Source organism: Syntrophothermus sp., from assembly GCF_013314835.1.
GTDB lineage: Bacteria > Bacillota > Syntrophomonadia > Syntrophomonadales > Syntrophothermaceae > Syntrophothermus > Syntrophothermus lipocalidus.
In genome coordinates, this window is record NZ_JABUEX010000054.1 from 1 (window position 1) to 14,588 (window position 14,588).

Below are 14,588 nucleotides of genomic sequence, written 5' to 3' on the forward strand. Positions count from 1 at the left end.
GGTGCCAATATTTGACCACCTGTGGGGTGGCTGTCAAGGCCGCTGCCTTGATGCTGATGTTTTGAACGGTGAGGTCTCATAGCGGAAAAAATTTTTGTGGAGATACCTACTAGATCTTGACACGGACGACAACCTTTCCTGCCTTGACATTGGTAATTGTCCCGCCATAATACATATTCCCTAACGTTCCAGAATCCTAATTGCTCTCCCTGTTGATACTGAACACCAGATACTTCAGGATTTTTAATCTTCTGAATGTCAAAGCTAGCAACTTCCATTGTGATACTGGAAACTGGCAAAATCTTATACACCATAGCTATTACCTTGAGATGAGTGTTAATCTTATTTTGAACAGAAGGAGCCAGCCAGCCTTTAGGTCTTTTCCGATTTAAGAATCTTGCCTTGCGATAACGGGTTTTGCGGTATCTCCTGCTTCTCCTGGTTTCTTTCCTGTCTGCCAGCAGTTTTACTATGTCGTTTCGCAATTCAACTTCTGCTTCAAACAGGACGCTCTTTTCGGTAGTAGCCGACAGTCCAATTACCTTGCTCCCAGCATCAATTCCAAGGCTTACAGGCTGTTTGTAGCCACTGCTTCCATAGAGAAGCTGGATAGTAAACGGTGTTCTTTTTATTACCTTGGCTTTGCCTGTTTTAAGCAATTTTCTTACTTTTGAAGGTCTGCATGGCATTAGAGGTTTGCCATGCTTGTTTAATACGAACACTAACAAAAAGTGTTCCTCCTTTCGGAGTTAGTTGCTCATCGCCAATGTTAGGCAGGCTTGTCAGGCATAGACCACTACTCCTACCCCTCAGAGTTGTTTAGACCTATGCGACAGAGCCTGGAGCTTGGGCGCGCACTCCAGGGTGTCTTAACCTGCCTAACGTAGCCCCGTCAGCATTAGCTGGTAGCTGAGGCTAGTCAACTAGAGGTTACAAGCCTCGGACTTCAGTCCGGGGTAGTTGACCTTCACATACCCAATCTTGGGCAGGTAAATATAGCCGGGCTTTTTGAAATGGTTCTGTTTGTCCGCTTGGGGGTAGGTGAAAGAGCGGTAGTGGTTCTGGTCCTTGTAGTGGGGATACCCGGCCAAGCCGCTGAAAAACCGACGAAAGGCGCTATCCAGCCTCTGGAGGCAGTCCTGCAGGACCTGGGCGTTGACCTGCTTGTATTCTGGAAATTCTTTCTTTAACGCTGGAAGTTCATTCTTCTGCGATGTGCAGGAGGGTGATTTACCTCTCTGGCGGTAACAAATTTCCCTCTGTTCGAGGGCGGCATTATATAACCAACGGCAGAGCGTGAGTGTCTGAAACAACTTTTGCTCCTGCTCTTTGGTTGGCTCTATGTGGAACCGGTGAACAATGTACATTTCTTTTCACCCTGAGACTCGATGTATTTTTTTATTACTTCAATTGGTGCTCCCCCGGTAGTCAAGAGGCAAAAACTCCGGGACCAGAAACACTCCTTCCAGAGGCATTTTCTGATTTCCGGAAACTCTTTTTTAATAAGCCTGGATGAAGCGCTCTTGAAGGCGTTGATGTACCTGGACAGTACACTTTTGGGGTGAGCGCTGAAGAGTATGTGCACATGGTCGCGGTCGTGGTTGAACTCCAGGAATGTGATGTTGTAGTTTGGAGCGATATGTTCGCCGATTTCCCTGATGCGTGAAGCAATCTGGTCATTGATCACCTTGCGGCGGTACTTGATCACCAGGACAAAGTGATATGTTAGCTTAAACACTGAATGATAATTGCTGTCCAGTTTCATAGTCACACCAAGGCTTTGTTAATTAGCTACTGATTATATTTTGCAACAACTTTTGGTAAATTATAACAAAAATTGCCGGGCTATCGTCCGGCCGCCCATTCACCACCCGCCTGTAGAGGCGGGAGTCCTCTGGGCGGATTTCGATAGAAATTTAGAGGCACCGATAAAAAAATCAACTACGCGCCCTTTCATTTATTTTTATGGCCGGCACACCTTGCACGGTTCATAGCCGGCTTTCACCGCTTCTTCCCGCGTCGTAAACTCTATCCGATTTTTTAGGCTTATCTTCTGCGCCCACTCGCAGGTGGGCAGATGGAATTTCTTCGAGCTGGAGTTGCCAATGTATTTCCCGGTGCCGCTTGTTTTGGTGCCAGAAACAGTCGCGCCCCACAGACCTTTGCCTGCGTCTCTGGCCTCCTGTTGGAACTTGACAAACGTATCCGCGTACTTCACGTTGGGCGGGACAGTCATCACCTGGGCGTAGCCGTTCAACAGCAGTTCGGCGTTGTACATCTTGGCCCTCACTTCGGTTTCACTATCGCTTTTCGGCTGTTCCAGCCACACATAAGCCAGTATTCGGCCATATTTGTCTCTCTCGCCAACATCCAGCTCCAGGTAAACCTGCTTGCCGGTCAACCTTTTCTGCGTGTAGGCCGCCGCCTCTTTCCCGTAGGGCTGTTCCTTAATTCCCAGGTCCGGGTGGGCAATTTCGGGCGTATTGACGCCGATAAGACGCACCTTTTCTTCCCTGCCATTTATTTTTACGTGCAGGGTGTCGCCGTCGGCCACGCTGGTGACTGTTGCTGATGCAACCTTGACCGGACTTGCAGGCTGGCCGGGGCTGTCTGCTTTCGCCGGCTCTGCCGCACTCTGCTGAGTGCCTGGGGGATTTTGCTGTGGCGCAGAAGTTGTACTGGAACTGCTGCCGCAGCCTGACAGCACAACCGAAGTCAATAGACTAAGCATCAAGAACAAGGCCGCCGTCCTGCGGGCGATTTGCCGTATGCCTAAACCCATGGCATGCAATCTAAGGATTTCTTTAATCTTACGCATAGACAACCTCCTTGCTGGCATATCTCCTTCGCTCCTTGTGGTAAAGTTTGGGCATTAAATTCGCGAACGAAGGAGAAAAACCTTTATTATTGGTGTCCAGCGTCGCTCATTGTGCTATATCACTGATTCCGATGATGGCGACCACCAATTCCAACCAGTTGGGCAAAATTGGTTGGCTTCGTTCGGAAACAGTGGTCGGCTTCCTTCGGAATAGGTGGTCGCTTTGCTTCGGAATTAGTGGTCGAGTTCACTCGGAACAGGTGGTCGAAATGGGTTGGAATATGCAATGTGATCAAAACCCTTCAATCTGGCTCACTATTAGATTAGCGAATACATCTTGGGCTAAGATGTTCAATTCAGCTTTGCTTTTGGTAATTCAGGCAGAGCTTTTGCCAATAATTAAAAGTTGTTGAGGGTAGCCCCATAATAAACTTGTCTAATTGGCATCAAAAGTGCGGAAGAGCCATTTTTTTCTTGACAAAAACACTTGTGGTACAGTTTGGGAATTAAGTTTCGCAAACAAAGGAGAAAAACCTTTGTTTTTAGACATCCAGAGTCGCTCATTGCAATATATCCCTGATTTCGATGATGGTGCTTCGGAATAGGTGGTCGCTTTTATCCGGAATGGGGTGTTCGAATTTATTCGGAACGGGTGGTCAGAATAGGTTAGGATATGTATGTACCCCTAAAAAACCTCCAGGAACCATTCTTTAAGAACAGCATCAACTGCCTGTTGGTCGTGAGTTTGAATTTTTAACGTTTTATGGACTTTAAAGTCTGCATTACGTCCATCGCCTTCAATCAAACGAATCTCGGTTTCCCCTGTATCAAGCCATTTCATCACATTTACTCTCAAGCCAATCCTGCTCTTCCCAAGCAAATAGTTAACTGAAATTGCAGGACGGTCGTTCCAGGTACCTTCATGTTTAATAACTTTTACTTTTTGCATCATATTGTGCGCACTCATGGGCCGTTCCCCCTTTCTTCAATTTAATTATATTTCTTTATTATATTCCCATTTTTACACTGGAATTTTAACGCGCAAATATCACAGAGCGGACGAACAGGCTGGCAAAACCTGGCTGCAAAATCCAGTAAACCATACGAATATTCGACACAATTACTGACAGATACGTGACGGGTCACCAGCTCAATAAAAGACTTCCGCCGCCGTGTTTCTGGTGTTGACTGCAATCCGTAAAACCGGCAAAAAAACCTGACCGCATTTGTGTCCACAATTACATCAGGAATGCCAAAACCGAAGATTCTGATTGCTGCAGCGATATAATCTCCAATACCGGGAACCGCCATCAACTTCTGTCGGTCAGAAGGAATTTCACCGCTATAGTTGTCGAGTAAATACTCCAGACCGGCTTTAAAATAATGCAAACGACAGCTTCGACCAAGTGATTGAATGGCATGTTTTACTTCTTCAAAACCGTGATACAGTGTTTTAACGTCCGGGTATCTGGTTGCAAGATACCGGAACACCGGTTCTACCTGGTCAGCACGTGTTCTCTGAAGAAGCACTTCAGACAGATAAACCTTGAATGGAGTCCGCTCATTACGCCAGGGATAATCCCGTCCGCATTCATTGTAAAACTGGATTAAAAACGTGGTTATATCCATCTCATTGTACCCGCAGATAAACTTTTGCTGTTTTTTGTCTATTATCCCTTCCATTGCCCACCCTGCAAAAAAGCTTCACCTTATTTCCAGGGAATGTTCCTGCACTATGGTATAGGACTCGAGTACTTCATAAATTGCCCGGCCAATTGCTTTTGCCAGCAAAGGAGGAACAGCATTACCGATATACTTGTAGCGAACATTTCCCGGTGCAGTAAAGATGAAGTCGTCGGGAAAAGACTGAATACGTGCGACTTCCCGCACGGTAAATGTTCGAGCCTGCCTGCTGTCGGGATGAATAAATCTGTTTCCATCTTTCTGCAAATGTGCAAAGACCGTGGTACAGGGTTTATTCCAGGAATGTTTTCTGTATTTATCTCGGAAACTTTCCATATCATACTTAATCAGCACCCGGAGTTTTTTCAGTTCAGGATCAGAACCATAAAATATTTCTTTCGAGGTACATCCAGGTGGCATTCGTTCAAACAATTCAATATCGGACTGCTGTTGTCCTCTGGCAACATGACCGGTCAATCTGGCATCTCTTCTGGCAGGTTTAATAAAATCCAGAAATTGCTGGCCCTGAAGCCCCACTCTGGCATAATGGGCATAAAATTGCTCCCAGTGGTACGGCATGTCATCCTGCCCGCGATAACGATATTTGTTCAGACTGGCTATTTCCTGTTTTTTTTCTGTCGGCAACCCTGCAGAAGTAATATGGGCCTGAACAAATGGTAAATCACCGATTGCATCAAACAGAGTAACGTATGGCAAAAGGCCCTTTCCATCGGGAGAGTGGGTCTTTTTCGGACAGGGGTTATTTATTCCAAAACGGTTGGCGATAATAAATACTCTTTCTCTAATCTGAGGAACGCCGTAATCTGCAGCATTCAGTTCTATGTAATCAGCTGAATGATCGCTAAAACTGGTTGTATAACCACAATCTTTAATTGCTCGCACCACCAAGTCAATATACCTGTTCCCTGCAGAATCTTTTTTGGTCAATATTCCCTGTACGTTTTCAAATACCAGGAACGCAGGTTTTAATTCCTTCACCAATCTTGCATACTCCAGGTAGAGCCGGTCCCGATCATCCTCCAGCCATTTCTGCCGAACAGGCCAGGCGGCACTGCGTGCTCCAATTGAAGAAAATGACTGACATGGAGGCCCACCAATTATAATATCCACACGACCCCGGCACCTCTTAATAATTTCCCGGTGGGTTTCGGGATCGGTTAGATCTGCCTCCAGAATGACATCCGGGTTACGGCCGCGGTGTTTGAGATTTACCCGGAGAGTTTCACAGGCGTAATGGTCTTTTTCTACGGCACAGACAAGCTCAAAAGCCGGTCTGCCATTCGGCGACTTTACCAGTTCGAAACCATAGGATAGACCGCCTATACCTGCAAACAAATCCAGTACACGATAACAGGAAGTCAGAATAATCCCCCCAATAAACCTGGAAAAAGTTATCCTAAAAAATTAAAACAACATGCCTGCAAGAATTTTTCATCAGTTTTTCTTCGCTAAAGGTTTGATATCAATTATCCAGGTTCAGTTCAATCCGCAATTTCGTCCAGTAACCTGACCGATTGTTGCACCATACTATCCCATTCGTCCTCCAGATCTTTTCTATAAAAAATATACAATAAAGATGTTGCCCTGGAAATAGCGGTGTAGTTCAACAGTCGGGCATGATCACCTTTCAAACTTTCTACATCCAAAACAAAAACTACCGGCGCTTCAAGACCTTTAAAACTGTGAATGGTACAAAATTTCAAGCTATCTTTGAGCATATATACAGGATCAAGATCAGTAATGTTTTGAAAGCTACAGATACCACGAAAGATATTTTCTCCCTGAAGACAAGAATTTTCAAAACGGTATCTGGAGAGCAAACAGATTTTACCAGGTAAAATCCCCTGTGAAAGCAGTTTTTTTACAGCTCTGACCACACGATTTCTTTCATCGGCAAAATCTGTATAGCTCTTTCTAATAACACTCTCCCCGCCGACCTTTAAATATCTGGCTGGGGACATACATGTAGCCAACACATTGTAGATGCCTATCTGCCGGGTATTGCGGCAATTGGTGTCAAGATGAAGTATTACCGGTCGGTATTCATAAATCATTTCCAGCCCTGCTTCCATATTCGGATTATAAATATTTTGATTCGGGTCATAACAGATATGCCAGTTTCCATCTTTCAGGCCACCCCTGACGATTGCGTCCATACACATTATATACTCCAGTCGAAGCAAATCCTGCCCCTCGTCTACTATCAGAGTATCATACTCCGCCGTATAATCTCCCCGCTCCACTATTCTCAGAAAGGTTTCCGGAACAATCTGCCCGTAATATTCGTCCGCGGGAACATCTTCCCGGAGTGGCAGTCTATCATTCTGCTTGAGGCAGTCTATCAAATAGCTGTGCATTGTCTCGATGCGCAACTGGTCCGTCTGTAATTGTAGATCCTTTACCTGCATTTTAAGATAGCGGCTGAGATTACGGTTAAAACAGAGATAAAGAACTTTTTTTCCTGTAAGAACACAGCGTCTGGCATGTTCCAGACTCAGAAGTGTTTTGCCGGTTCCGGCAACACCTTTTAATAAAATTCGCGGGTTTTCAGCAGCCATTGCCAGCCGATTGGCCTGTTCCCTGGTAAGAAACAGTAACCGGTTGTCAGTCTGTTCAACAATATAACCCAGGGAAGGAACAAAACCAAAATCTCCCCTCAGGTAGCCAGCTATTCTGTCAATCTGGTTCCGGTTTAATTTTCCTCCGGCAAATCCATACTTCTCTTTTAATCGGTTTCGCCAGTAATTAAAAACCTGGTAAATATAATTAACAACATCTTCATGGGCCCTGCGGGCATCAAAAATTATCTCGGGTATAATATCTACACCCTTACATGTAAACGGCATATCCGGGAACACTACTCCACAGGCATACTGACATTTACTCACGGGATCACCGGAACCAAAGTGCTTCTTCAAGTGATCTCGCAACGAGTACATTGAGCCGATAACCTGTTCAAAAGGTCCTTCTGCTTTTACGTTCTCCTTCCCGTAACGATCAATAAAATACCAGAGCCCTTTTTCACGTCTTACCAGCCCCCCCTTAACTTCCAGACAGAGAATCCCTTCTTCGCAAACAATTACGAAATCTATCTCACCAAAAACCTTTTCACGGTGCTCAGCTATCCCCAGTGAATGTAATATCACAAAATCATCACTTAAATTCTGCAGTGCTCTGAATAGTTTTTTTTCCCCGTCACTGGTTATACTTTCTTCATAAAACGGAGGTATCATTCTGCTCATTATTTCCGATCCTCCAGATTGAGCAGTTCGCTGAAAAAACCAGTAGAACTGTCTTCCAGCACACCGACCAGCGCTGCTCGGTCCAGGTAACAATTCCACTTTTCACAGCTCGTTTCTGGAAGCAGTGTACACGCATGACAGGCTGCCAGATTCAAAGCATGCATTCCCTGGCCCTGCGATTGAATACACAGGGGATCTTCCGAACACCAGCTGGCGCTTTCTATCATCCTGAGAAAAGTATTCTCCAGCCGTTCGGGAAGTCCTTCCCGGACAAGTCCTCCAAGGCTACCTTCCGAATCGCTGGCGGCTGTATAGAGAAGAATACCTGCCATGTCTATATGCTGTTCTTCATTTGAGAACGTGCAATAGATTCTTTCCTTGATGGAAGCACTGGAATAGCCGCAATCCAGAACTATCTGCCTGATCAGAAGATGTGCCAGTGTATGCAGTAATACATAACGAGGAGAAAAACCATACCCTTTGCGTGCCAGATAGTGACCGGAAAAGTTGGAAGAACTGTATCTTACCCTGACAGCAGGTCGTTTTTCCCACTCAACAAGTTTATCTTCTTTAAGTCTGATGAAGATACCTTCGCCCTTCAATTCAACGGCAGGGAGCCAGTCCTTTCGCTCACGGCTAACCGGGTTGTAGGTAGCCGGGTCATCGATGTCGTATTCAGGTTCAATCCGTTTGAACCCCAGCAGCGCCATAACTTCCCGCAGGCGTACAGCCAGTACCACCCGGTCAACATAATCTTTCAGCAGAGAGGGCACCGGGACAGTCTTTGTTTTGAATTGCCCTTCCTCATCTTCCGACCCCTGCAAAAAAGCCCGGTATTCTCCTTCCATAATCTCCTGCCAGGTTCTGGGGCCGGCTGTCTTACCTCTATCACGTTTGTATTTCGCCTGTTGCCACAGTTCTTCGGCCGTACAGGAACATTTTTCTGTTAGACGCAAACCTTTTACTACTCCTTCGAATGTAGACCGATCATTTATTAATGGTTCCAGAAAACTCCATTTCTTTCCCAGCTCATATTGAATCTTCCGGCTCCAGGGAGGTATTGACAGAGTACTGGCATTGACGCTGAAATGCAGGTTCGTCGCCCCGCGCAATAGAGCATGTACTCTTTCCGTACAGGGAACAGGGTCCGTATCATTTAACCAGGGACGATAACCTGTACAGGAGAACTCTTCCAGTCCCTTTCCACCCACACTGCCCATCATACTTCGCTTCTTGCTACAGCTTCTGCAGGTAATGATAATACTGTCCAGCCCGGACCTTTGTGAACTCATACTGATCTCCAATACTGGAGCCTGGCATTCCTGACCACGGTGTACCCACCAGATATAGGGAAAATCATCCAGATGCCCATTCTTACAGGCCACCACAAAACGGGAAGGTATCAGACGTGTGCGACACCTGGTACACCATGGATGTTTGTTGGTTGCGAAGTTGAATGTTGGAAATGGAGCCAGCCGCCGGCATTTCGGACAGTACATCCATTTCGGGAACCTGAAGGCCGGAACCCAAAGGTCTTTAAAATTTCCATTATAGTCGTCAATTGCCGGCGGTAAAACAAAATACCTCACTCCAAGATAGGACTGTAAATTTTCTTCGTGCACATGGTAGCTTTCGCAGTCAGCATTTTTCCAGAAATCTGTACCGGCAATAATCACCGATTCCCGCGGCAAACTGACAATAGCTCCGCATCCATAAGTAGTAATCAGCTGGTTCCGTCTTAATTCACCAGCTTTTAATGGTACTTTTTTCTTTCCTGCGAAACGCATTATTTATCCCTCCACATATACCTTGCATTCCACATCAACATCACGCATAGAATTCAGCGTTGGGAATGCATTTCCATCATCATCAAATCTGTGTGTAAGTAGCGGTAAACCTACCTGCTCCCTGTATTTCGCGTATACAAGATCCGGTCCCGCAAGCTGTACCCAGTCATCCAGAACTTTATATAACTCTCTGCGGGTAGCCTCCACTTCCGAAGCATCAACCCGACAGACCCGGTCAACTATTTTATTTATAATTTCTTCTATCTGAGAGCGGAAAGCATTGACCTGACCGGCAGCCCCATTACTGCGCAATCCCGGTATGAGCTGGCGACACAGGCTGATGAGCACAGCGTGCAGTGCCCGGTCACGGGCTCGGTCTGCAAACGGAGTCAGGCTGGTGGCCTCGACGTACCGGTACAGTGAAGCATGATAGGCCCGAAACTGTTCATAGTGAGAACGGTCACGGCTCCGGGAGGCGTCATACATGGTGACAACCAGTCCAGGAGTCCTGCGTCCCACCCGGCTGGTGGCCTGGATATATTCCGAATTGGATTTGGGCTGTCCCTGTACCACCATCAACCCCAGGCGGCCAATATCGATTCCAACTGATAGCATACTGGATGCCAGAATTAGATCAAGCACATCTGAAGCCGGGTAGCCAATTTCAAGGTTCTTCAACACCTCGGCAATTTCTGAACTGGCTTTCCGGCTGGTAAGTTCATCGAATTTTAAATAGGTTGGAGAATAAAAGTTAGATGGAAAAAGTTCTTTAAATTTTGTTCCAAACAGATATTTGAGACGCCCCTGAACGTCATCCAGGATATTTATTACTGCTCCGCCCAGCTGCTTGAGGGTATTGAAATACCCGGTCAGCGTCCAGAATGAATCAATAACTTCATTTGAAAATTTCTGCTCAATAAGATAGCGCGTTGCCATTAAAAGTACTGAATATACACGGATCATCAGGGTGTTCCCACTGGTTCCTGGCGCCAGAACACCCAGATAACGACGGGTTGGCCTGTGCTCCGCCGTAGCTTCCCGGGCAAAGTAGGAATCGCGGATGTCAAGCCCCTGGGCGGGAAACTGCCGGCATTCCCGTCCGTATAAACTGCGGATCTGACCGGTTGCATTGCGAACGGTTGCCGTTGAGGAGATAATCTTGGCCTTAATCCCGTTATTCTGGCAGAACTCGTCAACCGCTACCTCGTAGAGGCCGGCGATGGTCCCCAAAGGTCCCGCAATCAGGTGCAGCTCATCCTGAATAATCAGTTCCGGTGCCCGCCACTCGGTACCAAGGCCAAAAAGTTTTCCTACCTCCGGCTCCCAGGTCATGCGGGCGTATTTATCAACTGTACTTACCACCAGTGCCGGACCGTAATTATAAATATCTTCATCAATCAAGTGTAGCGGCAGCCCGCGGTGGAACGGACATTCTTCCCGGGGACAAATTATAATCATTCTTTCCGGAGTAACAGAATAGTGCTGGGGTTTTATTTCTGTCTTACACCAGGGACAGGTGAAAACCTGGCATGGATTGGAATCATCTTCGGCAAGTGATTCGAATCCTGTTTCTCCTATTTTCTGAAGTACTTTCCTTGCTTCATCCCGGTGATTTGGTGTTAGACCACCACCCACCCAGAGACCTGCAGCAATTTCGGTATAACCCAGCAAACCTGGATTTTCCCGCCGAAGCAATTCGCAGGCACATATAAGGGCTGCTGCCCGTTCAAATTGCTGCAGGGTGAGGAGACGGAGCGTATAGCGCATAATAATGGTCACTCCTCCACCTGACTGTTTTTTGCGTACAGCCCGTAAACGGCGAAGGAAAATGGTAAATGCGGCCAGTCCCAGATAGGCCTCGGTTTTGCCGCCGCCGGTGGGAAACCAGAGCAGGTCCACTATTTCCCGGTAGGGATCTTCAGGACGGGCAATCGAACTGATTTCCTGCAGAATAAATGCAAGCTGGAAAGGGTACCAGCCATGCTCTGCACTTGAGGAGTTGTTTCCTGTCAGTTGCTCGCGCTGGCGCATCATTGCCAGGTTCATCAGTTGAAAGGCCTGACAGACCAGACCGTCTGTGGCCAGGAGGTCAATTCCGGTCCTGATGCGCAACAGACTCTCTCTGCAGTTTTGCAGATTGGTTTTTGCTACTCCGCGATATCGTTCCGGTAGTTTATCAATCATATCCTCCTGTCCGGTAATCCACTGCTGGTAGGAATCAGCCATTTCTTGCAGGCCGGCGCAGACTTCCTGAACGGAGCTGTTACCAAGAAAACGGAAAGTCAGGATCTCTGCTCTGACGTGCCGGGCGGGTTCCATCTGCTGCACTTCGCAGGCGGGAATAAATTCTGAATAGATCTCGGTAGCATAATCTCCCGCAGTTTTCCAGTCCACACTGCAGCCGTGCCCGGTGGCAAAAGTCGGATTATGCCGGTAAAGCATTTCAAGGTTGAGAAGCTCCGGGTCCTGCTTCAATTTGACCCGCGGCTTTTTTGCAACAAAAACTGCCTGATTGTCCGTTTCTCCCCGAACCACAATTCGTGGCTGAAAAAAAGTTGATGCACAGTTAGAATTCCGGTCCATTTTTGCTTTATTGGTATTAACCATCGCAACCGTGACCGTCCGTGCACCATCGATGTAAGACTTATGTAAATAAGCGCGCAACTCCAGGCCCGGGTGCAGAGCTGTTACCTGATAACACTGCTCCGGTTCAAGGTTTATCTCAAAGGGAACGGTTTTTCCTTTACGGCGCCATCTTTTACGCCACTCGCGGGCTGATTCATCCTGTTCCTGTTCTTCAGGCACATACCAGGCAAAGCTGGCTTCCCCGCGTAGTTTTTTGACTCCCGCTCGCACCGTAAACGAAATGGCCATTGAGGAGGGTCGGCTGGAATAACACAGGTTTATTGGCAATTCATATCCTTCAATATCATCACCCATCTGACTTCTTTCCGTTTCTTCCTCGGAAACACGTGTCTCCTGAGGGAAAAGCCGGCCACAGATATAATAATCATCAAGCCAGGTATCGCAGATTACCTCATCTTCTGCCACAGGTCCATACAGATCTTTACGCAATAGCTCTTCCAGAATTTTCCGGGCGCGATAATATTCATCCAGATTCACTGTCTGCTGCCTCCTTATATCAGTCAAAATGTACTTTTCCCATGCCCGCAACACTCACAGCATACCAGACCCCTTTACTCATATAAGGTTCTGCCACACTCGGGCTTACAGTCTCTGGTTTTCTGACAACCGAGTAGATCTGTTCTACATAAACTTCAGAAAAACAACGTGGAAGGTATATTTTAAAGTCAGATTGCAGGTATCTAATCCGTTCATAGGTTGATTTCATTACCTCCCGAACCCCGGATGTAAACCTGTCTGACATTCGCCCGATCAACCTATCCCCATGGTAGATACCATAGTATTCGGTTTCATCCTCAACCAGGGCTATTACCAGAAAATCCCCTTCTTTTACCTCCTCCCGAATATAACGCTGCCTTTCATGTGGTTTGAAACCAGGCAAGCAGCAATCCACGAAGCTTTCCTCGTCTATATCCATTTCCAGCCCGATTTCCATTGAAACCAGTCTGGTTTTTCCGTTCACATATTTTCCCTCTTCCCTCCACCGGTTACTTTCACACTTTGTCAGCCAGGTATATGTTTTTGGACGTTCAAGTCGTCTGAAGTCGCTACGGGCCCTTGTGACAGCCACATAATACACCCGTGCTTCTTCCATGAGATCTTCATTTCTGTCAGGATCCAGTGGTTCCAGCAGATATACCCGATCAAACTCACGTCCTTTGGCCTGGTGAATGGTACTGACGGTAAGTGAAGAGAGCGGTCTCTCATAAAGTTCGTCCGGCAGCCGCGCTTCTGTCGTCAGGATACGCCTGACTTTTTCCATGTCGACAATCGGGCCGTCTGTTCCTGCAAGAGTCTGCAGCAGCCCGAAAAGACGGTCGGGAGCTCCAGTCTCCCCCTGACCTGACAGATTCAACCCGGCAAGTTCATCCCTGGTGAGTATTCGCCGCTGTCCGTTCAGCAAATCAGCTACCCAGATCGGCAGGAGCCACCTGCTGTGCTGCCTTCGAACATTATGTATAATTCGCCGTTTTCGCAGGTCACCGGAGATTTTCAGAACTTCACCGTTATTCCTGCACAGAATGGCTACCTTTTCCGATGTACTCCCGTGTGGCAGAATTTTATTATAATCGCGTTCCACAGGAAATACATTGATGCTTTCAACAAACTCCCGAACTTTCAACGGTTCTTCGGTTTCCAGCAGGGATCGTGCCCGGGCAGAAAAAATTTCCAGCCTGCTTGTCTGTCGCCTGTTGGCAGTCAGATTGACTTCTTTTAACCCGTCCCTGTATTCATCGCGAAGCCACTGCTGAAAACCTCTGGAATTTATTTCCCCCGGCATATCTTTTACACTGTAGTCATATATTGCCTGCTGCGGATCACCCAGTAGAGTAAAACCGCAACCGGAGGGTCGGTTTTTGAGAATAGTCTGAACCAAGCGGGCCCGGACTCCCACCAGGTCCTGAATTTCATCAACCATAAAATGTTTCATTTCCTGCAGGATGTCAGGATCGCTCTTGATTTCATTAATAACCCTCTCAATCCTTGTATCGTAATCCCAGCCGGCACAATCAATCTGCCTGTCCATCAAAACCAAGGTTGCAAAAGAATCGAAAGTACGTATATCCAGTCTTGACAGATCATCGGAATATTCGCCGGACTGCACCCTGGCCAGAAAACGTTCCCGAATTTCTCTTACTGCAGCCCTGGTAAAGCAAAGCAACAGAATACTGCTGGCTTCAACCATTCTTTTTTTATCAACCATATATTCCAGCCTTTGAAGAAGGGAATGTGTTTTCCCATTATGTAAAGCTTTACATAACTTGAATTATGCAAAGTAATTGCTTATGTCAAGTCGAGTGCAAAAATAATTGAAAAAGCTCAATTCATGATAGAAATACTATCCATAATCCTTCAAGATGAAAGTGATGCTGAAGCATCCATCATATTGAA

Annotated in this window: 11 protein-coding genes and 1 pseudogene; all 12 read right to left on the reverse strand. The window is 46.8% G+C overall.

Going from position 1 to position 14,588, the window contains the following annotated elements; all coding sequences use genetic code 11:
• Window positions 1-722: RNA-guided endonuclease IscB (gene iscB, locus HPY90_RS12655; RefSeq protein WP_287194999.1), on the reverse strand; the 722-nt coding region annotated here is incomplete at its 3' end.
• Window positions 723-923: 201 nt separating this feature from the next.
• Entirely contained in the window at window positions 924-1,313 is a 390-nt protein-coding gene (locus HPY90_RS12660; RefSeq protein ID WP_287194983.1) for an RNA-guided endonuclease InsQ/TnpB family protein, read from the reverse strand.
• Window positions 1,314-1,339: 26 nt separating this feature from the next.
• Window positions 1,340-1,765 (reverse strand): IS200/IS605 family transposase, encoded by a 426-nt coding sequence (tnpA, locus tag HPY90_RS12665; RefSeq protein ID WP_287194984.1) that lies wholly within the window; start codon window positions 1,763-1,765, stop codon window positions 1,340-1,342.
• Between the two features lie 198 nt (window positions 1,766-1,963).
• The gene (locus HPY90_RS12670) at window positions 1,964-2,818 is read right to left on the reverse strand and encodes a thermonuclease family protein (protein ID WP_287194987.1); all 855 of its coding nucleotides are present in this window, start codon (window positions 2,816-2,818) and stop codon (window positions 1,964-1,966) included.
• 685 nt (window positions 2,819-3,503) lie between these two features.
• Entirely contained in the window at window positions 3,504-3,785 is a 282-nt protein-coding gene (locus HPY90_RS12675) for a hypothetical protein (RefSeq protein WP_287194989.1), read from the reverse strand.
• Between the two features lie 23 nt (window positions 3,786-3,808).
• Window positions 3,809-4,501 carry an HhH-GPD family protein gene (locus HPY90_RS12680; RefSeq protein WP_287194991.1) on the reverse strand — a complete coding sequence of 231 codons (693 nt, stop codon included), beginning with the start codon at window positions 4,499-4,501 and terminating at the stop codon, window positions 3,809-3,811.
• A 21-nt stretch (window positions 4,502-4,522) separates the two neighbouring features.
• A complete protein-coding gene (locus tag HPY90_RS12685) occupies window positions 4,523-5,917 on the reverse strand; it encodes a DNA cytosine methyltransferase (protein WP_353733664.1) in 1,395 nt (464 codons plus the stop codon).
• 86 nt (window positions 5,918-6,003) lie between these two features.
• On the reverse strand, window positions 6,004-7,764 hold the full coding sequence (locus HPY90_RS12690; RefSeq protein WP_287194993.1) for a nuclease-related domain-containing DEAD/DEAH box helicase: 1,761 nt from the start codon (window positions 7,762-7,764) through the stop codon (window positions 6,004-6,006).
• Complete coding sequence (drmB, locus tag HPY90_RS12695; RefSeq protein WP_287194995.1) at window positions 7,764-9,551, reverse strand: MrfA Zn-binding domain-containing protein; 1,788 nt, start codon at window positions 9,549-9,551, stop codon at window positions 7,764-7,766. The genes HPY90_RS12690 and drmB overlap by 1 nt, the downstream gene beginning before the upstream one ends.
• A 3-nt stretch (window positions 9,552-9,554) precedes the next feature.
• Window positions 9,555-12,674: a helicase-related protein gene (locus HPY90_RS12700; protein ID WP_287194997.1), complete on the reverse strand. Its 3,120-nt coding sequence runs from the start codon at window positions 12,672-12,674 to the stop codon at window positions 9,555-9,557.
• Window positions 12,675-12,693: 19 nt separating this feature from the next.
• Window positions 12,694-13,977, reverse strand: a complete 1,284-nt coding sequence (locus HPY90_RS16180) for a 3'-5' exonuclease (RefSeq protein WP_353733665.1) — start codon at window positions 13,975-13,977, stop codon at window positions 12,694-12,696.
• A gap of 24 nt (window positions 13,978-14,001) precedes the next feature.
• Window positions 14,002-14,424: pseudogene (locus HPY90_RS12710) on the reverse strand (UvrD-helicase domain-containing protein); the annotation flags it as partial.
• Window positions 14,425-14,588 lie beyond the last annotated feature (164 nt).